The 23468-nt window shown below is 58.5% G+C and carries 20 protein-coding genes; 5 read left to right on the top strand and 15 right to left on the bottom strand.

The genetic code is table 11. The annotated features are described in order from the left end of the window. Positions 1–106 precede the first annotated feature (106 nt). On the top strand, positions 107–1549 hold the full coding sequence (locus E3O56_RS25335) for a hypothetical protein (RefSeq protein WP_248129152.1): 1443 nt from the start codon (positions 107–109) through the stop codon (positions 1547–1549). Positions 1550–1768: 219 nt separating this feature from the next. Here E3O56_RS25335 and E3O56_RS25330 read toward each other — a convergent pair whose 3' ends face one another. The 5 genes from E3O56_RS25330 to E3O56_RS25310 all read right to left on the bottom strand — a co-directional run bounded on the left by E3O56_RS25330 (position 1769) and on the right by E3O56_RS25310 (position 7275). Further along, complete coding sequence (locus tag E3O56_RS25330; RefSeq protein ID WP_248129151.1) at positions 1769–2386, bottom strand: hypothetical protein; 618 nt, start codon at positions 2384–2386, stop codon at positions 1769–1771. A gap of 202 nt (positions 2387–2588) precedes the next feature. Continuing rightward, positions 2589–4166, bottom strand: coding sequence for a glutamine-hydrolyzing GMP synthase (gene guaA, locus E3O56_RS25325; RefSeq protein ID WP_005791155.1), 1578 nt, complete (start codon positions 4164–4166; stop codon positions 2589–2591). Positions 4167–4247: 81 nt separating this feature from the next. Beyond that, the gene (guaB, locus tag E3O56_RS25320) at positions 4248–5717 is read right to left on the bottom strand and encodes an IMP dehydrogenase (RefSeq protein WP_014719807.1); all 1470 of its coding nucleotides are present in this window, start codon (positions 5715–5717) and stop codon (positions 4248–4250) included. Between the two features lie 104 nt (positions 5718–5821). Beyond that, entirely contained in the window at positions 5822–6370 is a 549-nt protein-coding gene (locus tag E3O56_RS25315; protein ID WP_005791157.1) for a hypothetical protein, read from the bottom strand. 137 nt (positions 6371–6507) lie between these two features. Further along, positions 6508–7275, bottom strand: coding sequence for a sulfite exporter TauE/SafE family protein (locus tag E3O56_RS25310; protein ID WP_103734899.1), 768 nt, complete (start codon positions 7273–7275; stop codon positions 6508–6510). A 99-nt stretch (positions 7276–7374) separates the two neighbouring features. On the opposite strand from E3O56_RS25310, the gene E3O56_RS25305 reads away from it, so the two are divergent. From E3O56_RS25305 to leuA, 4 genes are all read left to right on the top strand, one after another. Continuing rightward, a complete protein-coding gene (locus E3O56_RS25305) occupies positions 7375–8265 on the top strand; it encodes a LysR family transcriptional regulator (RefSeq protein ID WP_032879614.1) in 891 nt (296 codons plus the stop codon). A gap of 10 nt (positions 8266–8275) precedes the next feature. Next, entirely contained in the window at positions 8276–9655 is a 1380-nt protein-coding gene (gene xseA, locus E3O56_RS25300) for an exodeoxyribonuclease VII large subunit (RefSeq protein ID WP_248129150.1), read from the top strand. Positions 9656–9658: 3 nt separating this feature from the next. Next, positions 9659–10477 carry a M23 family metallopeptidase gene (locus E3O56_RS25295; RefSeq protein ID WP_032879612.1) on the top strand — a complete coding sequence of 273 codons (819 nt, stop codon included), beginning with the start codon at positions 9659–9661 and terminating at the stop codon, positions 10475–10477. A 323-nt stretch (positions 10478–10800) separates the two neighbouring features. Beyond that, complete coding sequence (gene leuA / locus E3O56_RS25290; RefSeq protein ID WP_103734900.1) at positions 10801–12480, top strand: 2-isopropylmalate synthase; 1680 nt, start codon at positions 10801–10803, stop codon at positions 12478–12480. Between the two features lie 161 nt (positions 12481–12641). On the opposite strand, the gene E3O56_RS25285 is transcribed toward leuA, so the two are convergent. The 10 genes from E3O56_RS25285 to rlmN form a co-directional block, all read right to left on the bottom strand. Beyond that, positions 12642–13433, bottom strand: coding sequence for an amidohydrolase (locus E3O56_RS25285; protein WP_032879610.1), 792 nt, complete (start codon positions 13431–13433; stop codon positions 12642–12644). Next, entirely contained in the window at positions 13421–14569 is a 1149-nt protein-coding gene (locus E3O56_RS25280) for a pyridoxal phosphate-dependent aminotransferase (RefSeq protein ID WP_248129149.1), read from the bottom strand. Before E3O56_RS25280 ends, E3O56_RS25285 begins: the two co-directional genes overlap by 13 nt. Positions 14570–14703: 134 nt before the next feature. After that, positions 14704–16173 (bottom strand): ribosome biogenesis GTPase Der, encoded by a 1470-nt coding sequence (der, locus tag E3O56_RS25275; protein ID WP_005791167.1) that lies wholly within the window; start codon positions 16171–16173, stop codon positions 14704–14706. A gap of 134 nt (positions 16174–16307) precedes the next feature. Then, the gene (gene bamB / locus E3O56_RS25270; RefSeq protein WP_005791169.1) at positions 16308–17459 is read right to left on the bottom strand and encodes an outer membrane protein assembly factor BamB; all 1152 of its coding nucleotides are present in this window, start codon (positions 17457–17459) and stop codon (positions 16308–16310) included. Continuing rightward, entirely contained in the window at positions 17452–18093 is a 642-nt protein-coding gene (locus tag E3O56_RS25265) for a YfgM family protein (RefSeq protein ID WP_003194010.1), read from the bottom strand. The genes bamB and E3O56_RS25265 overlap by 8 nt, the downstream gene beginning before the upstream one ends. Before the next feature lie 41 nt (positions 18094–18134). After that, positions 18135–19424 carry a histidine--tRNA ligase gene (gene hisS, locus E3O56_RS25260; RefSeq protein ID WP_032879608.1) on the bottom strand — a complete coding sequence of 430 codons (1290 nt, stop codon included), beginning with the start codon at positions 19422–19424 and terminating at the stop codon, positions 18135–18137. Between the two features lie 23 nt (positions 19425–19447). Further along, positions 19448–20557: a flavodoxin-dependent (E)-4-hydroxy-3-methylbut-2-enyl-diphosphate synthase gene (gene ispG, locus E3O56_RS25255; protein WP_003175952.1), complete on the bottom strand. Its 1110-nt coding sequence runs from the start codon at positions 20555–20557 to the stop codon at positions 19448–19450. A 2-nt stretch (positions 20558–20559) separates the two neighbouring features. Then, complete coding sequence (locus E3O56_RS25250; RefSeq protein ID WP_228308942.1) at positions 20560–21546, bottom strand: RodZ family helix-turn-helix domain-containing protein; 987 nt, start codon at positions 21544–21546, stop codon at positions 20560–20562. Next, a complete protein-coding gene (gene pilW, locus E3O56_RS25245) occupies positions 21546–22304 on the bottom strand; it encodes a type IV pilus biogenesis/stability protein PilW (protein ID WP_248129148.1) in 759 nt (252 codons plus the stop codon). The genes E3O56_RS25250 and pilW overlap by 1 nt, the downstream gene beginning before the upstream one ends. 12 nt (positions 22305–22316) lie before the next feature. After that, a complete protein-coding gene (gene rlmN, locus E3O56_RS25240) occupies positions 22317–23465 on the bottom strand; it encodes a 23S rRNA (adenine(2503)-C(2))-methyltransferase RlmN (protein ID WP_005791178.1) in 1149 nt (382 codons plus the stop codon). Positions 23466–23468 lie beyond the last annotated feature (3 nt).

Raw genomic sequence — 23468 nt, 5'->3', positions numbered from 1 at the left:
ACACGTATGCCCTCAAAGCATTGTGGTAAGAAAGGTGTGATCACTCAGGCAAAGACGGTAACATCCCACTTTGCAAACACGCATTAAACTATCAAGGATGAACACCATGATCATCACGATTGCTTTCAGCGTAAAAAATTATGTTGAGGTTATGGAAAGTTGGCCAATACAGATTGATGACGTCATATTTACTCTAGAGCGAAAAGACAATATCGTTCAAAAAGTATGTATTTCTTTCCCCAACGTAGCCATCGAGAATGCACCCCAGATTGTACGGCCTGCAAAAAAATCAGGCATACCTCAAATAAATATGAGAGGCAATGAATTCGTAAAAATCGCTTTGAAAAAGGTATTAAACTGGCAAGCCGTCGTCATCAGCCAACAGCTATTTGATTTAGACTTCGACAGCTACGAGATGCGATTCATTGCGGAAAACCCGTTAGAGCAAAGCCAAATTCATATCAAATCATTTCGCAGCATTGAAAACGACGCAATGAATAGATGTTGTGATTTCGAACAGATAGGAAGATCATTTTGCGCTGGAGACATTGATGAGTTTCGCATCGAATCGACTTCTCACTTTCGTGAGGGACGTATCGCCTATGAGGCAGGTCGATACATAGACTCATACAATCAAATGTTTCTTTTTTTAGAAACTCGCTATTGTGACGGCAAAACCAAAACCACCCAACAAGTGGACTTACTATCCAAAAATATGATCTTTTGCAGCAACTTTGAACAATCAATCCTAGAAATAAAAGACAAACAGATCACCGAATCGGAACACCTAAAAAATTTATTCACCAAAAGTACAACACCCAGAGAAAAGATAACTCTTATTATCCTCTTACGGGGCAAGCTTAGACACCACTCTCTAAAAAGCTCACAGCGCTGGAACCCAAATCAGCAAGACGAGTACGAAGCACCCGCTAGATTCCTAAGCGCGGTTGTAGGCGGCATCGTACTAACAGAGTCCTTAAATGATATCTATGCACCTGAAACCCTGGAAAAATTTCGAAAGATATCTACTGATACTGGCTATGCATCGAATATTAAAGTGGTGACAAATCGTCTAGAAAGGGCACCAGCGTTGTCTCTTGAGATGAGTTACCCTGTTACAGTGATTTCAAGCAACCTCTGTAAAGCTACCGTCGTAAACGCCTTAAGTGCCTGCGAAAGCGAAGGTCAGCTAGCAGACACTGTAAGGCTTGAGGCAGAAGACATAAAAACGGGCCTTGAACTTTTCACGCTTGAGCTCGGAGTTTGGGCACATACCAAATCAAGAGCTATAGAGCACTTCGCGGAAAACACACTAATTCGCTGTCAATTTGAACACTTACAATCGAAAACATGTGTCAAACACGATTTCTCAATGCCGCTAAGTAATAAAAAAATTGACATTCTTGCCGCCTGGCACTTACTAAAATCATGCCTTGACTGGATAGAAGAAAAAGACCCTACAACTAGAATTCTAAGCTTGAAACTTTTCCTCGAAGGCCAATCTACTGCTTTTTTAAGATATAAAGTAGGAGCACAAGTCAAAAACTAGATCCGTACTTCGCAAAGAGCGGTTCGGGCCAGCCAAGACCTACCAGAAGAAAATGCAAAACGCCCGTAATAAAGCAAGCTTCAGAGAATTTACTGTTAGATTGTTCGGTCAATACTAGACGCCGATTACTGTTATGCAAACACCTCCAATCCTTGTTCCTTACTTCCCCGGTGCGCTAAGGGTGACCCACGCCCCTCAAGGTCAGCGGCGAAGCAGTTCTTAGCCCAGTATTCCCTTAATGGCGATGCCTTGAGGTATCCGAAGATCATCAAACTTGGCTGAAGTAATGCGGCGATCTCCAGTGGTGCATCGGAAAAGCTCCAAGAAGAACCGATATGAAGTCAGGTTGCACGAGTCGCTCAATATGCGGCTACTTGTCCCAGCAATCTTCGTTGCGGATGCGCAGCGCATTCCTGACTTCGTATAGTTGAAAACGAACGAAGCCGAAGTGATATCCAGCATCTTGTCGCACTGACCAAGAAGTTCTTTATGACCAATCACTGGCATTGCAATACCTTCATCAATCCTCTTCGATTGAATCAGAACCCCCTTTGAGTAGGTGAGCTGCGGTGTCTGGATTGAGACGTGGAACAGCATGTCTGCACCAGCCTTCTTCTCTTGTGCAGCTACCCCCTTACGGTGCCTAAGAATGGAGGAAGACCATGTGATACCACCAATTTTTTCGTCAAAAGCAGAGTCCAACCGGCCGATCAGCGCCCCCGTGATGTCGTCTTCATCCGTAACTAATCCGTCCGCATACTTCAGCATCGCAGCATTGACTGCACGGTCTGCTGCGTGTGCCGCTTCTCGAAAAGCTTCTTCAAGTTTACTTTTCATTTTTTTCCCACTCCAACCCAAGAAAAAATCCGAATACGACATACGCGTACTTACAAAATCTTAAGCAAGTGGTCGCGCTCAGTTTTATTCCGCACATTGCTGGCCGGGCCGACCGCATCCGACAACCTTGGGTGAAGACCAATATGCTGACCAAAAAAAACCGCTGAACACGTCAGCGGCTTTCCTCACACCTCGCCGAGGCTCACTCCCACTCAATCGTCGCCGGCGGCTTGCTCGACACGTCATACGTCACGCGCGAAATGCCTTCGATTTCATTGATGATACGGCCGCTGACCGTCTCCAGCAGTTCGTAAGGCAGGTGTGCCCAACGCGCTGTCATGAAGTCGATCGTCTCTACGGCACGCAGCGCAACAACCCAGGCGTAACGACGACCATCGCCTACAACGCCAACCGATTTCACCGGCTGGAACACCACGAACGCCTGGCTGACCTTGTGGTACCAGTCGGCCTTGCGCAGTTCCTCAATGAAGATGTGGTCGGCGCGACGCAGCAGGTCGGCGTATTCCTTTTTCACTTCACCGAGGATACGCACGCCCAGGCCCGGGCCTGGGAATGGGTGGCGGTAGACCATGTCGTACGGCAGGCCCAGTTCCAGGCCCAGACGGCGGACTTCGTCCTTGAACAGCTCGCGCAGCGGTTCTACCAGCTTGAGGTTCATTTCCTCAGGCAGGCCACCCACGTTGTGGTGGGACTTGATCACGTGGGCCTTGCCGCTCTTGGCGCCGGCCGACTCGATCACGTCTGGGTAGATGGTGCCTTGGGCGAGGTACTTGATGTTGTCCAGTTTGTTGGACTGGGCATCAAAGACGTCGATGAAGGTACGGCCGATGATCTTGCGCTTCTTCTCCGGGTCGGACTCGCCGGCCAGGTTGTTGAGGAACTGCTCCTCAGCGTTGGCGCGGATCACCTTGACGCCCATGTTCTCGGCGAACATGGCCATCACTTGCTCGCCTTCGTGCAGGCGCAGCAGGCCGTTGTCGACGAATACGCAGGTCAGCTGGTCGCCGATGGCCTTGTGCAGCAAGGCAGCAACTACCGAGGAGTCCACGCCGCCGGACAGGCCGAGCAACACGTTGTCGGTACCGACCTGAGCGCGCACCTGGGCGATGGCGTCTTCAGCGATTTTCGAAGGGGTCCACAGGGCTTCACACTCGCAGATGTCGAGGATGAAGCGCGACAGGATGCGCCCGCCTTGCTTGGTGTGGGTCACTTCCGGGTGGAACTGCACGCCGTAGTAACGACGCTCGTCGCTGAACATGCCGGCGATCGGGCAGCTTGGGGTGCTGGCCAGAATGTGGAAGTCTTCCGGCATCTTGGTGACCTTGTCACCGTGGCTCATCCAGACGTCGAGGCCGAACAGGCCGTCGGCGTCGATGTGGTCTTCGATGCCGTCCAGCAGGCGGCTCTTGCCGACCACGTCCACACGGGCATAACCGAATTCACGCAGCTCGGAGCCTTCCACCTTGCCGCCCAGTTGTTCGGCCATGGTTTGCATGCCGTAGCAGATACCGAACACCGGTACGCCCAGGTCGAATACCGCTTGCGGGCAACGCGGGCTGTTGGCTTCGTGCACGGACTCGGGGCCACCGGCGAGGATGACGCCTTTAGGGGCGAATTCGCGGATCGCTGCGTCGTCCATGTCGAACGGGTGCAGTTCGCAGTACACGCCGATTTCACGCACGCGGCGGGCGATCAGCTGGGTGTACTGGGAACCGAAATCGAGGATCAGGATGCGATGGGCGTGAATGTCGAGGGCCATGAAGTCAGTCTCGTCTAATGAATCAGAAACAACTCGGGGCTGCAAGAACAGCCCCGGTTACTTAACATTTTGCTGGAAGGCTCAACCTACACGGTAGTTTGGCGCTTCCTTGGTGATCTGCACGTCGTGGACATGGGATTCAGCCATGCCTGCGCCGGTGATCCGTACGAACTCTGGCTTGGTGCGCATTTCTTCGATGTCGGCGCTGCCGGTGTAGCCCATCGAGGAACGCAGGCCGCCCATCAGTTGATGGATGATCGCGCTCAGGGTGCCTTTGTACGGCACACGGCCTTCGATACCTTCCGGTACGAGCTTCTCGGCGCCTGCCGAGGAGTCCTGGAAGTAACGATCGGAAGAACCTTGCGCCTGGGACATGGCGCCCAGCGAACCCATGCCACGGTAAGCCTTGTACGAACGGCCCTGGAACAGTTCGATCTCGCCAGGCGCTTCTTCGGTACCGGCGAACATCGAGCCCATCATCACGCAGGAAGCACCGGCCACGATGGCCTTGGACAGGTCACCGGAGAAACGGATGCCGCCGTCGGCGATCAACGGTACGCCAGTGCCTTCAAGGGCAGCGGCGACGTTGGCGATAGCGCTGATCTGCGGCACGCCCACACCGGCGACGATACGCGTGGTGCAGATCGAGCCAGGGCCGATACCGACCTTGACAGCGTCAGCGCCAGCTTCGGCCAGAGCCTTGGCGGCAGCGCCGGTGGCGATGTTGCCGCCGATCACTTGCACGTCAGGGAAGTTCTGCTTGACCCAGCGCACGCGGTCGATCACGCCTTTGGAGTGACCGTGGGCGGTGTCGACCACCACCACGTCAACACCGGCAGCAACCAGCGCCGAAACGCGGTCGCCCGTGTCTTTACCGGTGCCGACTGCCGCGCCAACACGCAGACGACCCTGGTCATCCTTGCTGGCCAGCGGGTAAGCCTTGGCTTTTTCGATGTCGTTGACGGTCATCATGCCCTTGAGGGCGAATTTGTCATCGACGATCAGCACGCGCTCGATGCGGTGCTTGTGCAGCAGTTCGCGCACATCGTTCTTGTCGGCGCCTTCCTTGACAGTAACGAGGCGCTCTTTAGGCGTCATCACTTCACGGACGGTGACTTCAAGGCGGTTCTCGAAACGCACGTCACGGGAAGTGACGATGCCGACCAGGTCGCCATCGTGCAGCACCGGGACGCCGGAGATGTTGTGCATGCGAGTGAGTTCGAACAGGTCACGCACGGTGGCGTCGGCTTCGATGGTGATTGGATCTTTCACCACACCGGCTTCGTAACGCTTGACCTTGCGCACTTCGGCAGCTTGCTGCTCGATAGTCATGTTCTTGTGGATGATGCCGATGCCGCCTTCCTGAGCCATGGCAATGGCCAGACGGGCTTCGGTGACGGTGTCCATGGCAGCGGAAACCAGGGGAATATTCAGCTCGATGCCACGGGTTAGGCGGGTCTTGAGACTGACTTCGTTAGGAAGTACCTCGGAATAACCGGGCACTAGGAGAATGTCGTCGAATGTCAGAGCTTCTTGGCTGATACGCAGCATCGCGGGGGCTCCCGAGCGGGAAAATGGAAGCGCGCCATTATATACATGCACCCTGCCCGGCTCAATGTAAAACTCTGACAAACTTGGTAATACTGATAGAAGGATTAAAGCTCGACTTTGACCCAGCTCATTTTCTGGTCCAACCAATCGGCAAATTCGTCGATAAAGCTCTGCTTGAACCCCGCCTCCGCCCAGTTGTTGAAGATGAACCCCAGGTTGGAAAACCCGCATTCCTGCAGGAACAGAAAGCCGTTGATGTCATCTTCATGCCCACACAGCGGGCAGGTGAAGTTGTCGGTGTGACCAGGCATCCAGTCTTCCAGGCTTTCGAACAGCGCCTCGCCAACTTCCTTCAGGCATTCCGGGCAGCCGGCTTCTTCAAGGAACCCCTTGGCCGGCGTGTAGATGCAACGCTTGTAGATGATCTCCAGGCCATTGACCGGCTCGTTGAACGGCAGCGCTTCAGGGTGCAGCACCACGGCGCGGGCACCATCGGCCAGGGCGTAGCCCATGCGGTTGCCGGTACGCCCGCAAGTGGTGAGCTCTTCCTTGATGATGTTCTTGCGCACCAGCCAGCGCACAATCGCCCGGGCGCGGGGTTCGTGGACGGGCAAGGTGGAGATTTTCGGGACAAGGATGCTTTGGGAGTTCATGGGAGTCCTGCGGTGTGGCTATTGGCGCCATCGCGGGCAAGCCCGGCTCCCACAGTTGATCGCATTCCAATGTGGGAGCCGGGCTTGCCCGCGATGACGCCCGGGAGGACGGCAGCTTAATCCCTGAAAAAATCAGGTCAAGTACTCACATACCGCCCGATCAGCGCAATACCACTGGCCAATACCAACCATGTCACCAACCGAACGAACGCCTCACGGGACAGCCGCATCGTCAGCCTGCGTCCACACCACAGCCCCAGGGCCATCGCCGGCAACAGGCAAACCGCCAACATCAATAACGGCAAATCTGCATACACGCCGGCAATCAGGAACAGACTCAAACGCACGACCGTGCTGCAACTGATCAGCGCGCTTTGCGTGGCCCGCGCCGCGTCCTTGGGCAAACGGCTGTTCAGGTAAATCGCATATAAAAAGCCGCCACTGCCGAATAGCGCACCAAACAGCCCCCCAACAGTGCCCATGGGAATCGACCAGCCCGCTGCCAGCTCAGTCGGCCGCGCCTTCACCGCCAGGCTGTAAATCGCGTAGGCGCTGATAAACAGGCCCATCAACAGCAGCAACAGGTCCGAATGCAGGTTGAGCAAAAACAACACGCCCAGGCTGCAGCCGACGGCCATGCAGGGCAGCAACCGCAACAGTTCTGGTTTGTTCACATCGCGCCGCGTTTGCAGCAAGCCGCCAAACGCCGCGACAAAGTCGAGAAGCACCAGCAACGGGATGATCTTCGACAGCGGCATAAACACAATCAGGATCGGCCCGGCGACCAAGGCCGTCCCGAACCCGGCAATGCCAAACACCACATAGGCCAGCACCACACCCAGGCCGATCACCAGCCAATCCACAGCCCCGAACGACCACTGACTCATCAACTCAACCAGGCTCATGGGTTATTCCTTGTTGGACATGGCCTTCACTTTAGCCATTGGCGACTGTTGCGACTAATATCTTCAAAGCTAGCCACTCATCTCAAAAAGGCATGACTCGTGATCTCCACGCGGCAACTGCGTTACTTCGTCGAAATCGCCGAGAGCGGCAGCTTCAGTGCCGCGGCCGAACGCCTGTTTGTGGCGCAGTCGGCCTTGAGCCGGCAGATTAAGGAACTGGAAAATCAACTGCAAACCCCATTGTTCGAACGCACCGCACGCCAACCGCGGCTCACAGCGGCCGGTGAAGCGTTCTACCCACGGGCGCGCAATTTGCTGAGTGAGTTGCTCAAGGCCAGCGAAGTGGCGACCCTAGTAGGCAATGGCCAGCTTGGCACGCTGCGCCTGAGTCACTCGAGCACAGTGCCGATGAGCGGCGCGTTATTGCACGGCATCAGCACCTGGCTAGAGCGCTGCCCTGGAGTATCGGTGGATATCGCCAAGCTCTCCTCCGAAGCCCAGTTGGAGGACATCGCCGAGGGTCGCCTGGACGTCGGCCTGCTGCGCTTGCCCGTACTGCGCCAGCGCGACGGCGTGCGTGTGCTGCCGTTGTACACGGAGCCGTTGGTGCTGGCGGTGCCGCCGAATCATCCGTTGGCACGCAGCGACGCGCCGGTGGAGTTGGCGCAGCTAAAGGACCAAGCGTTTATCTCGGTCCCCCATCCCCAACGCGGCGGGCTGAGTTATCTGTCGGCCGAACTGTGCATGCGTGCAGGATTTTTCCCCAGGGCCGCACGGGTGATGTCGCGCAAGACCACGCAGTTGCAATTGATCCAGGCCGGTTTCGGCATTGCCTTGTTACCAAAATCCATGCAGGACATCGCCCCCGCCAACCTGCACTTTTTACCCCTGGCCGACCCGGACTGCCATAGCACCGTGGCCCTCGCCTGCGCGCAGGCGCCGAACGCGCTGGTAGAGCAGTTCTGTCAAACCCTGCACGAATGCCTATAAACTGCCGCCCATGATTAAAGATCCTTTTGCCCGTCTGGGCCTGGACCGCGAAGTCCTGACTGTCAGCCAGCTCAACGGCCGCGCGCGGGTGTTGCTGGAAGACGTGTTCACCAATATCTGGGTCGAAGGCGAAATCTCCAACCTCGCCCGCCCGGCTTCCGGCCATGTGTATTTCACCCTCAAGGACAGCGGGGCCCAGGTGCGTTGCGCGCTGTTTCGCAACAACGCTGCACGCGTGCGCCAGGCGTTGAAGGACGGCCTGGCGGTCAAAGTGCGTGGCAAGGTCTCGTTGTTCGAGGGGCGTGGCGACTATCAACTGATCCTCGACACCGTGGAACCTGCCGGCGATGGCGCGCTGCGCCTGGCCTTCGATGCCTTGAAGGAAAAGCTCAGCGCCGAAGGCCTGTTCAGCGCCGAGCGCAAGGTGCCGCTGCCCGCGCACCCGCGGCGTATCGGCATCATCAGTTCGCCGACCGGCGCGGTGATTCGCGACATCATCAGTGTGTTCCGCCGCCGGGCGCCGAACATTGAACTGACACTGATCCCGACCGCTGTGCAGGGCCGCGAGGCGATCCCGCAGATCGTGCGGGCGCTCAAACTCGCCGATGCCCGCGGCTTCGACGCGCTGATCCTGGCCCGTGGCGGCGGCTCACTGGAAGATCTCTGGTGCTTCAACGAAGAAGCCGTGGCCCGAGCGGTGGACGCCTGCGTCACGCCCATCGTCAGCGCCGTCGGGCATGAAACCGATGTGTCGATCAGCGACTTCGTGGCGGACGTGCGCGCTCCGACGCCCTCCGCCGCCGCCGAGCTGCTGGCACCGGACGCCAGCCATCTGGTGCGCCAGGTAGACAACCTGCATCGGCGCCTGGTGATGCTGATGCGCAACCGCCTGAGCCACAGCCGCCTGCGCCTGGAAGGCATGGCCCGGCGCCTGCGTCACCCGGGCGAGCGCTTGCGCCAGCAGGCACAACGTCTGGATGACCTGGACATGCGTATGCGCCGCGCCTTCGAGCGCGGCCTCAATACCCGTCGCGAGCGCTTGATTCGCCTGGAGACCCGCCTCGCCGGCCAGCATCCGGGCCGCCAATTGGCGCTGTTGCGCCAGCGCCTGGACAGCCTCGCCGAACGCCTGCCCCGAGCCATGCACGAAGGTCTCAAGGCCCGACGCCTGCAACTGCAAAGCCAGGTGCAGACGTTGCAGGTGGTCAGCCCGCTGGCGACCCTGGGCCGTGGCTACAGCATCCTGCTGGATGAACGCGGCCAGGCGATTCGCAATGCCGCACAAACCCACACCGGCCAGCGCCTGACCGCGCGCCTGGGTGAAGGTCAACTGCAAGTGCGGGTGGAAGACAATCACCTGACCCCCGTCACCCTTTCGCTACTGGATTGATTGATGCCACGTCTACTGAGTTTGTTGCTGCTGTGCCTGTCCATGAATACCTACGCGGACAGCTATATCACCCGCACCTTGAACAAACCGGTACCCGGTGGTGTGGCCGTGGTCGAACTGGGACCGGCCGCCACGGCGCCCAAAGCCACATACCAAGGCAAACCGGTACTGGTGGTCAAAGAACAGGACAACTGGCTAGCCATCGTCGGTATCCCGTTGACGGTCAAGCCTGGTAACGAGCGCATCAGCAGCGGCGGGCGCAACTTGCCGTTTATCGTCGGTTACAAGAAGTACCCGGAACAGCGCATCACGCTGAAGAATAAAAGCCAGGTCAACCCTGACCCGGCCCAGCTCAAGCGCATCGAAGGCGAGTTGGCGGTACAGCTCAAGGCTTACCGCAGTTTCAGCCCCACCCTGCCGAGCAACCTGGTGCTGGACAAACCGGTGAACGGCCCGTTGTCGAGCAAGTTCGGGGTGCGGCGCTTCTTCAACGGCGAAGAGCGCAACCCACATTCGGGCCTCGACTTCGCCGTACCGGCCGGTACGCCGATCAAGACGCCCGCGAACGGCAAGGTGATTCTGGTTGGCAATTACTTCTTCAATGGCAACACGGTATTCGTCGACCATGGCCAGGGCTTTATCAGCATGTTCTGCCATATGTCGAAGATCGACGTGAAGGTGGGCCAGCAACTGGTGCGCGGTGCGGTCGTGGGCAAGGTGGGTTCGACCGGACGGGCGACGGGGCCGCACATGCACTGGAACGTCAGCCTGAACGATGCACGGGTTGACCCGGCTATCTTTATCGGCGCATTCCAACCCTGAAACACGCGATTGCGCGCCCCATCACCGGCGCGCAATTAAAACCAGATATCAACTTCAAAACCAGCATAAAATCTCGTTTATTCTGCGCAGAGCAGAACTTATCTCAATTTTTATCGACTGCTTGCCATCTTTCACCCCTGCGGTTAGGGTTGAGCTTATGAAAACCTCTCACACCCTCATTCAGCTTCGCCAGCACCGCAGCCTGTGCCTCGTCAGCGCACGACTGCCAGGCTGAATCGATCTGCCTCGTCCCAAGCTTTCTCCCCAAAAACAGTTTCACGGCAGGCCGCCTTTTCTCGGCCCCTACAACAAAGGATTTCCCGATGAGCATGCTCAAAGACCCGTCGTCGAAGTACCGCGCGTTCCCGACCATTGATATTCAGGACCGCACCTGGCCATCGAAGACCATCACCACCGCGCCGATCTGGTGCAGCTCTGACCTGCGTGATGGCAACCAGTCGCTGATCGAGCCGATGGACGCCGCGAAAAAGCTGCGTTTCTGGAAGACCCTGGTATCTGTAGGCGTGAAGGAAATCGAAGCCTCGTTCCCGGCCGCCTCGCAAACCGACTTCGACTTCGTGCGCACCCTGATCGAAGACAACCACATCCCCGAGGACACCACTATCCAGGTGCTGACCCAGGGCCGTGAAGACTTGATCGCACGCACCTTCGAATCCCTGCGCGGCGCCAAGAAGGCCATCGTGCACTTGTACAACGCCACGTCGCCGTCGTTCCGCCGCATCGTGTTCAACCAGGACAAGGATGGCATCAAGGCTATCGCCGTCAACGCGGCCAAACTGTTCGTCAAATACGCCGCCCAACAGCCTGAAACCCAGTGGACCTTCGAATACTCCCCGGAAACGTTCAGCGCCACTGAGTTGGAGTTCGCCAAGGAAGTCTGCGACGCAGTGATCGAGGTGTGGAACCCGACGCCCGAGCACAAGATGATCCTCAACCTGCCGGCCACCGTTGAATGCGCCACACCGAACATCTATGCCGACCAGATAGAGTGGTTCGGTCGCCATATCAACCGTCGTGACAGTGTGATCATCAGCCTGCACACCCATAACGATCGCGGCACCGGCGTCGCCGCCACCGAACTGGGCCTGATGGCCGGCGCCGACCGCGTCGAAGGCTGCCTGTTCGGCAACGGCGAGCGTACCGGCAACGTCGACCTGGTGACCGTGGCCCTGAACATGTACACCCAGGGCCTGGACCCGCAACTGGACTTCTCCGATATCGACGGTGTGCGCAAAGTCGTTGAAGAGTGCAACCAGATCCAGGTGCACCCGCGTCATCCTTATGTGGGCGACCTGGTACACACCGCGTTTTCCGGCTCCCACCAGGACGCGATCCGCAAAGGCTTCTCCCAGCAGAAAGACGATGCGCTGTGGGAAGTGCCGTACTTGCCGATCGACCCGGCGGACATTGGCCGCAGCTACGAAGCGGTGATTCGTGTAAACAGCCAGTCGGGCAAAGGTGGCATCGCCTACCTGCTGGAACAGGAATACGACATCAGCTTGCCGCGTCGTATGCAGATCGAGTTCAGCCAGGTTGTGCAGGCCGAAACCGACCGCGTGGGCCTTGAGATGACTGCGCCGCAGATCTACGCCTTGCTGCAGCGTGAATACCTGCAAGCCAACACCCCGTACGCGCTGGTCAGCCATCGCCTGCAGGAAGAGAACGGCAACAGCTTTGTCGAGGTGGAAGTTTCCGGCAAGGGCCAGGGCGAAACCAACCTGCACTGGAAAGGCAAAGGCAACGGCGCGCTGGAAGCCTTGGTGGCCGGCCTGCCGATTGGCGTGGAGATCATGGACTACAACGAACATGCCATCGGTGCGGGCACCAATGCCAAGGCGGCCGCCTACATTGAACTGCGCGTGAACGGCGAACGTCCGGTGCATGGTGTGGGCATTGATGAAAACATCACCACCGCCAGCTTCAAGGCGCTGTTCAGTGCGCTGAACCGCTCGCTGAGCCAGTTGGAAGCCAAAGCGGCGTAATCGGCTGCTGAAATGTGAAAGGCCCCTGGGTGTGAATCCAGGGGCCTTTTTGCTTTGGGGTTATGGTGGCGCTGATGGCCCTATCGGGAGCAAGCCCCCTCCCACATTTGAATGTATTCGCAAATCAAAGTGGGAGGGGGCTTGCTCCCGATAGCGGTTTATCAGACAAACTGAAAGCTATCGGCATCCAGGTTCGCTGGAAACCTGGTGCGATAAGCAGCCAGCTCCGCTGCATCCAGAATCACCTGGAACACCCCGTCCGCCTCCCCTGCACTCAGCAAGGTTTCACCCTGGAAATCCAGCACCTGGCTGTCGCCTGTATAGGCAAATCCTTTGCCATCCGTGCCTACCCGATTCACGGCAGCCACATAGCACAGGTTTTCAATCGCCCGCGCCGGCAACAAGCGGTTCCAATGCTGACGACGTGCACCGGGCCAATTAGCGGTGTACAGCAGCAAGTCGGTGTCCTGGGCATCGCGACTCCATACCGGGAAGCGCAGGTCGTAGCAAATCAGTGGGCGAATGCGCCAGCCCTTTAACTCAAACTGCACCTGGCGTTCGCCGGGGGTGTAGTGATCGTGCTCACCGGCCATGCGAAACAGGTGACGCTTGTCGTAATGCAGCACCTCACCATCCGGCCTTGCCCACAACAGGCGGTTGCGGTGGCTACCGTCGGCGGCCTGGATAATCACGCTGCCAGTGATCACCGCGTTGTATTTGGTTGCCTGCGCCTGGAGCCAGTGATGGGTCGGCCCCTTTTCCGGCTCGGCGAGGGTGGCTGACTCCATGGAGAAACCGGTGGTGAACATCTCCGGCAGTATGATCAGGTCCGCACCATTGGCCTGCTCCAGCAGCAGCTCAAAATGCTCAAGGTTAGCCTGACGGTCATGCCACACCAGGCTGGTCTGGATCAGGGCGATGTTCAGATTGGGCAGTGCACTCAGATCACGCATAGCTTTTCGGCTGCTTGTTGCAGCGTCTCCTCGCGTTTGGCAAAGCACAGACGCACCAGGCGCTGGCCTTGGGGTGGGTGCTGGTAGAACACCGAGACCGGTATCGTCGCCACGCCATGTTCGCGGGTCATCCACAGGGACATGGCGACGTCATCCAGGTCTGGGCGAATCTGCGAGTAATCCACCAGTTGGAAATAGGTGCCGCTCACCCGGGTAAAACTGAAGCGGGACGGCCCCAGCAGGTCGCAAAACATGTCGCGCTTGGCCTGGTAAAAGGCCGGCAGTTCTTCGACATGCTCCGGGTGATCAGCCATGAAGTCAGCCAAAGCGTACTGCAAAGGGGTCACGCCGCAAAAGTTGACATATTGATGCACCTTGCGCAGTTCGGCAGTCAGAGCCGGCGGCGCGACCACGTAACCGGTTTTCCAGCCGGTCACGTGATAGGTCTTGCCGAAGGAGCTGACCACGAAGGCGCGCTGATACAGCTCCTGATGGGCCAATATGCTGACGTGAGGCACACCGTCGAACACCAGGTGTTCGTAGACCTCATCGCTGACCAGGTAGATATCGCGGTCGCGGATCAGTTCGGCCAACTGGTCCAGCTCGGCGCGGCTGATCAGCGCACCAGTGGGGTTATGTGGCGAGTTGATGATGATCATGCGGGTGCGCGGCGACAGCGCCGCCTTGATCTGCTCGAAGTCGAGGGCAAAACCGTCCAGACTCAGTTGCACATGAACGCAACGACCACCGGCCAGCTCCACCGAGGGCTCATAGCTGTCGTAGCTGGGGTCGAACACGATGACTTCATCGCCACTGCGAATCACCGCCTGGATCGCGCAGAAGATCGCCTCGGTGGCGCCAGGAGTGATGGTCACCTCGCTGTCGGCATCGACTGCGGCGCCATAACTGCGAGCAATCTTGGCGGCCACCTGCTGACGCAACACGGGCAAGCCGGTCATGGGCGCGTACTGGTTGTGACCCAGAGCGATATGCTTGCCCACTGCATCGAGTAAACCTTGCGGGCCATTGAAATCCGGGAAACCCTGGGACAGGTTGAGCGCGCCGGTTTCAGCGGCGAGTTGCGACATAGTGGTGAAAATGGTCGTGCCGACATTCGGCAGCTTGCTGGTGATCATCGGAGGCCCCTGCAGGTGAGCCCCAAGTTTTAAGCTGCCAATTGCATCGGGTCAAGGCACAAACGGTCGCGCACAAAAAAGGGCTCCAAAGGAGCCCTCTCTTGCAGCGTGTCGCTTACAACGCAAAGCTGCCGTTATTTCTTGTCACGGCGCTTCTTGTCGGCCTTCTTGTGGTGAGTCATCAAACGACGCTTCTTGTTCACCTGACGGTCGGTCAGTGTGTTCTTGTTGCCTTCGTATGGGTTCTCGCCACCCTTGAACTCGATACGGATCGGCGTACCGACCAGTTTCAAGACTCGGCGGTAAGTGTTTTCCAAGTAACGCACGTAGGACTTGGGCACCTTCTCGATCTGGTTACCGTGGATCACGATAATCGGCGGGTTGGCACCACCCAAGTGGGCGTAACGCAGTTTGATCCGACGGTTGTTGACCATCGGCGGTGCGTGCTCGCCCACGGCGTCTTCGAGGATCTGGGTCAGACGGTTGGTCGGCCAGCGGGTGACCGCGGACTTGAACGAGTTCTGTACCGAGGCGTAGAGGTTACCCACGCCAGTACCGTGCAGTGCCGAGATAAAGTGGATATCGGCGAACTCGACGAAGAACAACCGACGCTGCAGTTCGATCTTGACGAAATCGCGCTCGCTCGGCGTCATGCCGTCCCACTTGTTGATCGCGATCACCAGGGCCCGACCGGCTTCCAGGGCAAAGCCCAGCAAGTTGAGGTCGTGGTCCACCACGCCTTCGCGGGCGTCCATCACGAAGATCACCACGTTGGCGTCTTTGATCGCTTGCAGGGTTTTGACCACGGAGAACTTTTCAACTTCTTCGTGGATCTTGCCGCGCTTGCGCACACCGGCGGTGTCGATCAGCGTGTACTTCTCGTCGTTACGCTCGAACGGGATGTAGATACTGTCGCGAGTGGTGCCGGGCTGGTCGTAGACGATAACGCGGTCTTCACCGAGCATACGGTTGACCAGGGTCGACTTGCCGACGTTCGGGCGGCCGATGATAGCGATCTTGATACCGTCTTTTTCGCTCGGGCCAGGAATGCGCTTGGCTTCCTCGCCTTCAGCGACGATCTCTTCCTCGCCCTCTTCTTCCTCGACATCATCCTTGGGGAAGTCGCGCAGGGCGATTTCCAGCATCTGGGTGATGCCACGGCCGTGGGCACCCGCGACCGGGATCGCATCACCGAGGCCCATCGGGCTGAATTCGGCACGGGCCGCCTCAGGATCGATGTTGTCGATCTTGTTGGCGACCAGATAAGAACGCTTGTTGCGCTTGCGCAGGTGCTCGCCAATCATCTGGTCAGCGGCGGTATAGCCCGCGCGGGCGTCCACCAGGAACAACACGACATCGGCTTCTTCAATGGCCAGCAGCGACTGCTCGGCCATTTTTTCGTCCATGCCATGCTCGTCACCGGAGATACCACCGGTGTCGACAATAATGTAGGAGCGCCCTTGCCACTTTGCCTCACCGTATTGGCGATCACGGGTCAGACCGGACAAGTCGCCGACAATGGCGTCGCGAGTCCTGGTCAGGCGGTTGAACAAGGTGGACTTGCCGACGTTAGGTCGGCCCACCAGGGCGATTACGGGAACCATGCGGCTCTCCACTTCGTTATTTCAGAAAATACAAAAGCCGCTGCAGGGCAGCGGCTGGTGCTCGGGGCAGCATCGTCAGATGCCGCATGCCCCGCAAAAGCAGGGCCGCCTGGGTGTTACCCCAAGCATGGTTCTTACTTGATGGTCAGGGCTTCCAGCTTGCCGCCGTTGCCATACACATAAAGCATGTTACCTACCACCAGCGGACGCGCACGCAGGCCGTCGCTGTCGATACGTTGGCGACCGACAAAGCGACCATCCACCTGGCTCAGCAGGTGCAGGTAACCTTCAAAGTCACCGACTGCTACGTAGCTGGAGAAGACTTCCGGTGCCGACAGTTGGCGGCGAGCCAGCGAGTCGTTGCTCCACAGTGCAGTGGTGGAACGCTCATCGACACTTTCAACGGTGCCGGAGGCCAGGCTCACGTAGACGCTGCCAAACCCTTGGGCGACACCCGCATAGCTGGAAGCATCACGCTGCCAGTTGATGCGGCCGCTTTGCAGGTCCAGCGCGGCAACACGGCCCTGATAGGTGGCCACGTAGAGGGTTTCACCCGACAGCAGCAGGCCACCGTCGATGTCCACGACGCGGTCCAGCTCGGAACGGCCTTGCGGGATAGCCACACGGGTTTCCCACGCCGGCACGCCGTTCTGGGTATCCAGGGCGACTACTTTACCGGTCGACAGGCCAGCCACAGCGAGATTGTTGGTCACAATCGGACCACTGGTACCACGCAGGGTCAACACCGCCGGGGTGCTGTCGTACAACCAGCGTTGGTCGCCAGTGGAGGCATCCAGACCGATTACGCGGTCATCCTGGGTCTGCACCACGACGATATCGCCGTTGGTCGCTGGCGCCGAGAGCACTTCACTGGTCACGCGAGCGCGCCACTTCTCTTCGCCGGTGCTGGAGTCGAGTGCGACCACATCACCTTTGAGCGTACCGATCAGCACCATGCCGTAGCCGACACCCACACCACCGGAAACCGGCAGCTCGAGGTCTTTCTTCCACTTGACGTCGCCGTTCATGCGATCCATGGCAACCACGACGCCAGTGGAATCAGTGGCCACGATGTTGTCGCCGTCGATCGCCGGCTGCAACAGGTTGTAGAGGTCGCCCTGCCCGTCACCAATGGATTGGCTCCATTGTTTTTGCAGGACCACTTCTTCCTTGAAGCTGGTCAGCTCGGCAGGCGGCAGTTCTTTTTTGCTGTTGCTGCTGCAACCCGCGGCCAAAACGGCCAGAGCCAGCAATGCTGCATGTTTCCAACGGATCACGTCACGCATCCCCTTTGGCCAAGTCGTCGAGCTTGATTTGTAAGCCACCGACCGCCGCTTCATCAGACAGCGCCGCCTTGGCTTTTTGGTACGCAGCATGGGCTTCGTCGGTACGACCCAATTGGACCAACAGGTCGCCCTTGAGCTCTTCGCGAGTGGCCACGAATGCCTTGTCAGCATCGCCGTCGAGCAGTTTGAGTGCTTCGTCAGCCTTGTTCTGTGCCGCCAATACCTGTGCCAGGCGCTGACGTGCGATTTCACCCAGGGTCGGGTTGGTCGGCTTGTCGGCAATGGCCTTCAGCTCGGTGGCTGCGTCATCCAGCTTGCCGGTATCGACCGCGACCTTCGCGACGAACAGGCTGCCGTACTGGGCGTAGGTGCTACCGCCGAATTCGTTTTTCAGCTTGCCAGCCAGGTCTGCCACCTGTGCAGGGTCAGGCTTGCCGTCCGGCGTCAGGGTAGTTTCCAGCAATTGCTGGTAAACGATCGAGGCGCCCTGGGATTGGTTGGCCTGATACTTGGTCCAGGCTTGCCAGCCGAACACCACCACTAAAGCCAGCAGGCCGCCAGTGACCAGGGGCTTGCCGTTACGCTGCCACCAGTCCTTGAACTCGGCCAGTTGCTCATCATCAGTACTCGACACCCCAATACTCCTTAATCGCTAAATTCGGCTGTTCGACAGCTTCAACCCTGCACGACGCAGGTGGCCAAGTGCGCAGCGAGCGCATCAAAGGCAACGTTCTGTTGTTCACCCTGGCCACGCAGGGGTTTGAAACCTATCACTTGCTGGGCCAATTCGTCATCGCCAAGGATCAGTGCGTACAGCGCACCGCTCTTGTCGGCCTTCTTGAACTGGCTCTTGAAGCTGCCGGCGCCGGCATTGATCTGCAGGCGCAGGTTCGGCAGTTGGTCGCGCACCTTCTCGCTCAAGGCCAGGGCGGCGAGTTCGGCAGCCTCGCCAAAAGCGCACAGGTACACGTCCACCTGACGGGAAATTTCTTCGGGAACCTGTTCAAGGGTTTCCAGCAACAGGATCAGTCGCTCGATACCCATGGCAAAGCCCACGCCCGTAGTCGGCTTGCCGCCCATTTGCTCGACCAGGCCGTCGTAGCGACCACCGGCACACACAGTGCCCTGGGCGCCGAGCTTGTCGGTGACCCACTCGAATACGGTCTTGCTGTAATAGTCGAGGCCACGCACCAGCTTGGGGTTGATCACGTAGGGAATCCCCGCGGCATCCAGGCGAGCCTTGAGGCCCTCGAAGTGCACGCGGGATTCGTCGTCCAGGTAATCGGCCATTTTCGGTGCATTGACCAATACGGCCTGGGTGTCGGCGTTCTTGGTATCCAGAACGCGCAACGGGTTGGTTTTCAGACGGCGCTGGCTGTCTTCGTCCAATTTATCCAGGTGAGCCGACAGGTATTCGACCAGGGCTTCGCGATAGCGGCCCCGGGACTCGCTGGTACCCAGGCTGTTGAGTTCGAGCTTGACCGCATCGCGGATGCCCAGTTGGCCCCACAGACGCCAGGTCAGCACGATCAGCTCGGCGTCGATGTCCGGGCCGTCAAGGTTGAAGACTTCGCAACCGATCTGGTGGAACTGGCGATAGCGGCCTTTCTGCGGGCGCTCGTGGCGGAACATCGGGCCGATGTACCAGAGCTTCTGGGTTTGGCCACCACCGGTGATGCCATGTTCCAGTACGGCGCGCACGCACGCGGCAGTGCCTTCCGGACGCAGGGTCAGGGAGTCGCCGTTGCGGTCTTCGAAGGTGTACATCTCTTTTTCGACGATGTCGGTCACTTCACCGATGGAGCGTTTGAACAGCTCGGTGAACTCGACGATCGGCATGCGGATCTGCTTGTAACCGTAGTTATCCAGCAGGCGCGCGACAGTGCTTTCGAAGTAGCGCCACAGTGGCGTCTGCTCCGGCAGGATGTCGTTCATGCCACGAATGGCTTGCAGAGACTTGCTCACATCAAATCCTTAAATTCGTTCAATCAGCCGCGAGCGATCAGCGCTGCGTCAGCGGCGACCTTCTCGGCCGCTTTCTCGCGGATCAGCTTTTCCAGCTCATCCACCAGATTGTCATTCGTTAGCTTCTGCGACGGCTTGCCGTCGATGTAAATCAAATTCGGCGTACCACCGGTCAGGCCCACATGAGCCTCTTTGGCCTCACCCGGCCCGTTGACCACACAACCGATGACTGCGACATCCAGCGGCACCAGCAGGTCTTCGAGGCGCAGCTCCAGGTCGTTCATGGTTTTCACCACGTCGAAGTTCTGCCGCGAGCAGCTCGGGCAGGCAATGAAGTTGATACCACGGGAACGCAAACGCAGGGATTTGAGAATGTCGTAGCCGACCTTCACTTCCTCTACGGGGTCTGCCGCCAGGGAGATGCGGATAGTATCGCCAATCCCTTCGGCGAGCAGCATACCGAGACCCACCGCAGATTTCACTGTGCCTGAGCGCAAACCGCCAGCTTCAGTGATACCCAAGTGCAGTGGTTGCACGATTTCCTTGGCCAGCAGGCGGTAGGCTTCTACCGCCATGAACACATCGGAGGCCTTTACGCTGACCTTGAAGTCCTGGAAATTCAGGCGCTCCAGGTGCTCAACGTGGCGCAGTGCCGACTCGACCAGCGCCGCCGGGGTAGGCTCGCCGTATTTTTTTTGCAGGTCTTTTTCCAGGGAGCCGGCGTTCACGCCAATGCGGATCGGAATCCCACGATCACGGGCAGCGTCCACCACGGCGCGCACGCGGTCTTCGCGACCGATGTTGCCCGGGTTGATACGCAGGCAGTCCACACCCAGCTCGGCCACGCGCAGTGCAATCTTGTAGTCGAAGTGAATGTCGGCAACCAGCGGCACCTTGACCAACTGCTTGATGCGGCCGAAAGCCTCGGCGGCATCCATGTCCGGTACGGAAACCCGCACGATGTCTACGCCGGCCGCTTCCAGGCGATTGATCTGGGCGACGGTGGCGGCCACATCGTTAGTGTCGCTGTTGGTCATGCTTTGCACTGCAATGGGGGCATCGCCCCCCACGGGCACCGAGCCGACCCAGATCTTGCGCGATACGCGACGTTTGATTGGAGATTCGCCGTGCATGACTATTGTCCCAACTTGAGGCGAGCGGTCTCGCCACTGGTGAACGGCGCCACGTCTACAGGCTGGCCGTTGTAGGCCACTTGCGCGCCACGGGCAAAGCCCAGACGCAGCGTCAAAGGAGGCTTGCCGCCCTGGTCAAGCGTATCTCCCTTACGCTTCAAACCGCTGAACAGCACTTTGCCGTTGCCATCGGTGACCTGCGTCCAGCAGTCAGCGATGAAGGTGATCTGTACGCGCCCGTCACCGGCGATCAACGCAGGGGTGGTCGGAGGCGACATTGCTGGCGCTACCGGTGCGGCTGGCGCAGGCGTCGCGGGTGCGGGTGCGGGTGCCGCAGGAGCTTGAACCACGGGTGCTGCCGGGGTCACCGGCGCCTGTACCGCCGCAGTGTCAGCAGGCGTGGTGCCCACTTGCGGCGCCGGCTGCTCAGCCGTAGCCGGCACTTGCGGTGCGGCCTGCCCTTCGGCAACTGCCTGGTCTTCCGGCTCGTCCAGCGGATGAATCTGGGTGGTGCCATCGGCGCTTTCGACTTCGACGTGCTCCATGGCGTTGCTGGTCAGGTCTTTGTTGCGCTGGGAGGCCTGGTCTTGCCACCAGACGAAACCGCCGCCGACCACGGCAACCAGCAGCAACAGGCTGACAATCCGCAAAATCGTGTGGGAAACTCGCGTTGGCTCTTCGATGCGCCCAAGGCCATGGACATTGCTGCCCTGGGCATCGGTACCGGTGAACTGGTCGAATTCCTGCACCAACACGGCCTGGTCAATACCCAGCAATTTGGCGTAGGCGCGAATATAGCCACGGGCAAAGGTGTGCCCAGGCAGCTTGTCGAACGCGCCGGCTTCCAGATTGGCCAGGGACGTGCTGGTCAAATTGAGCTTGAGGGCCACTTCCGCCAGCGACCAACCATTGCTTTCGCGGGCCTGACGCAAGGTTTCGCCTGGGTTTACGCGATTAGCTGCTACATCTTCCGGGTGCGCGGCTTTCATCATTGCTCCGACAGGTATTGCTGATATTCCGGCGTACCGGGATAGAGTCGTTCGAGTTGCTGGCCAAAACGTGCGGCCGTGTCGTGTTCTTCATGAACCGTCGCCAGGCGCACACCGAGCAATAGACTACGTGCATTTTGCCCGCTGAGCAGGCTAAAACGCTCGTAATAGTCTCGTGCCGGCACATAATGCCTGTCTTCGTAAGACAACTCAGCCATTTCGAGCAAAGCCCGTGGCTGGCGACTGTTCAGATGCAGGGCTTTTTCCAGCTGCTGACGCGCGCTGTCGCGCTGACCCAGGCGCATCGAGGTCACCCCGAGGTTCTCGAACACCCGCGAACGCTCAGGATAAAGAGTATCGGCGCTGGCTTGCTGGAAATAAGCGGCGGCTTGGTCATACCGTTTCTGCTCGAACAGGAAACTGCCATAGTTGTTCAGCAACCTGGGATCGGCAGGACGGGAAGCCAGGGCCTTGCTGAAATAGCGGTCGGCCAGCTCAGGCTCTGCCTGGGCCTGAAACACCAGAGCCAGTGCGGCGTTGGCATCGGCATCCGCGCTGTCCAGTTCAAGGGCCTTTTTCAGCGGCACCTTGGCTTGCTCGCTCATACCTTGACGCAAATACCCCAAGCCCAATTGCACATAGGCAACCCGCGCCTCATCACGGCCTTTAGTGGTGTACAAAGGGCTGTCATGGCCCGATGAAACACAACCGGCAACGAGGCCGGTAAGCAGTAAAAGCAGCGCAAGGCGCAAGGGCATAGAGATCCTCTCTCAGATTCGATTCACAGCAATTTGCGGCAAATCTTCGGCGGCGTTAAGTTCGCGCACGGCGATATAACGTTCGCTGCGGCGGGTGCGGTCCATCACCTGCCCTACCAATTGGCCACAGGCGGCGTCGATGTCTTCACCACGGGTGGTGCGTACGGTGACGTTGTAGCCGGCCTGGTGCAGTTGATCCTGGAAACGGCGGATGGCGTTGTTGCTCGGCCGCTCGTAGCCAGAATGTGGAAACGGGTTGAACGGGATCAGGTTGATCTTGCACGGCGTGTTCTTGAGCAACTCGATCATCTCGACCGCGTGCTCGACCTTGTCGTTGATGTCCTTGAGCATGGTGTACTCAATGGTCAGCACACGCTTCTCACCCAAGGTCGCCATGTAACGCTGGCAAGATTCGAGCAGCATCTTAAGCGGATACTTCTTGTTGATCGGCACCAATTGGTTACGCAATGCGTCATTCGGTGCGTGCAACGACAACGCCAGGGAGACGTCGATATGCTTGGCCAGCTCATCGATCATCGGCACCACGCCGGAGGTCGACAGGGTCACACGGCGCTTGGAGATGCCGTAGCCCAGGTCGTCCATCATCAGGTGCATGGCCGCAATCACGTTGTCGAAGTTCAGCAGCGGCTCACCCATGCCCATCATCACCACGTTGGTGATGGCACGGTCGACGGTCGCCGGGACGCTGCCAAAGGATTTGTTGGCAATCCACACCTGGCCGATGACTTCGGCGGCGGTGAGGTTGCTATTGAAGCCTTGCTTGCCGGTGGAGCAGAAACTGCAATCCAGGGCACAGCCTGCCTGGGACGAAACGCACAAGGTGCCGCGTTTGCCCTGGGGAATGTACACGGTCTCGACGCAGCTGCCGGACGCCACGCGCACCACCCATTTACGGGTGCCGTCGCTGGAGATGTCCTCGCTGACAACCTCGGGACCACGCACCTCGGCAATGGCCTTGAGCTTGTCGCGCAGGGCCTTGCTGACGTTCGTCATGGCGTCGAAATCGTCGACGCCAAAGTGGTGAATCCACTTCATTACCTGACCGGCACGGAAACGCTTCTCCCCGATTGAGTCGAAGAATTTCTCCATTTCCGGCTGAGTCAGACCCAGCAGGTTGGTTTTAACAGTCGATGTAGTCATGGA

The sequence above is a fragment of the Pseudomonas sp. W2Aug9 genome, from assembly GCF_023127755.1.
GTDB lineage: Bacteria > Pseudomonadota > Gammaproteobacteria > Pseudomonadales > Pseudomonadaceae > Aquipseudomonas > Aquipseudomonas synxantha_A.
Note: the sequence above shows the minus strand (reverse complement) of the source record. Positions and strands in the feature narration are given on the sequence as shown.

What these genes read in the sequence shown, in the direction of transcription:
- bamB (WP_005791169.1), bottom strand. Translation starts at nt 17,459, where the DNA reads ATGCGTGACGTGATCCGTTGGAAACATGCAGCATTGCTGGCTCTGGCC.
- E3O56_RS25295 (WP_032879612.1), top strand. Translation starts at nt 9,659, where the DNA reads ATGCCACGTCTACTGAGTTTGTTGCTGCTGTGCCTGTCCATGAATACC.
- E3O56_RS25280 (WP_248129149.1), bottom strand. Translation starts at nt 14,569, where the DNA reads ATGATCACCAGCAAGCTGCCGAATGTCGGCACGACCATTTTCACCACT.
- leuA (WP_103734900.1), top strand. Translation starts at nt 10,801, where the DNA reads ATGAGCATGCTCAAAGACCCGTCGTCGAAGTACCGCGCGTTCCCGACC.
- ispG (WP_003175952.1), bottom strand. Translation starts at nt 20,557, where the DNA reads ATGCACGGCGAATCTCCAATCAAACGTCGCGTATCGCGCAAGATCTGG.
- rlmN (WP_005791178.1), bottom strand. Translation starts at nt 23,465, where the DNA reads ATGACTACATCGACTGTTAAAACCAACCTGCTGGGTCTGACTCAGCCG.
- E3O56_RS25250 (WP_228308942.1), bottom strand. Translation starts at nt 21,546, where the DNA reads ATGAAAGCCGCGCACCCGGAAGATGTAGCAGCTAATCGCGTAAACCCA.
- guaB (WP_014719807.1), bottom strand. Translation starts at nt 5,717, where the DNA reads ATGCTGCGTATCAGCCAAGAAGCTCTGACATTCGACGACATTCTCCTA.
- E3O56_RS25310 (WP_103734899.1), bottom strand. Translation starts at nt 7,275, where the DNA reads ATGAGCCTGGTTGAGTTGATGAGTCAGTGGTCGTTCGGGGCTGTGGAT.
- der (WP_005791167.1), bottom strand. Translation starts at nt 16,173, where the DNA reads ATGGTTCCCGTAATCGCCCTGGTGGGCCGACCTAACGTCGGCAAGTCC.
- E3O56_RS25330 (WP_248129151.1), bottom strand. Translation starts at nt 2,386, where the DNA reads ATGAAAAGTAAACTTGAAGAAGCTTTTCGAGAAGCGGCACACGCAGCA.
- pilW (WP_248129148.1), bottom strand. Translation starts at nt 22,304, where the DNA reads ATGCCCTTGCGCCTTGCGCTGCTTTTACTGCTTACCGGCCTCGTTGCC.
- xseA (WP_248129150.1), top strand. Translation starts at nt 8,276, where the DNA reads ATGATTAAAGATCCTTTTGCCCGTCTGGGCCTGGACCGCGAAGTCCTG.
- E3O56_RS25335 (WP_248129152.1), top strand. Translation starts at nt 107, where the DNA reads ATGATCATCACGATTGCTTTCAGCGTAAAAAATTATGTTGAGGTTATG.
- E3O56_RS25285 (WP_032879610.1), bottom strand. Translation starts at nt 13,433, where the DNA reads ATGCGTGATCTGAGTGCACTGCCCAATCTGAACATCGCCCTGATCCAG.
- guaA (WP_005791155.1), bottom strand. Translation starts at nt 4,166, where the DNA reads ATGGCCCTCGACATTCACGCCCATCGCATCCTGATCCTCGATTTCGGT.
- E3O56_RS25315 (WP_005791157.1), bottom strand. Translation starts at nt 6,370, where the DNA reads ATGAACTCCCAAAGCATCCTTGTCCCGAAAATCTCCACCTTGCCCGTC.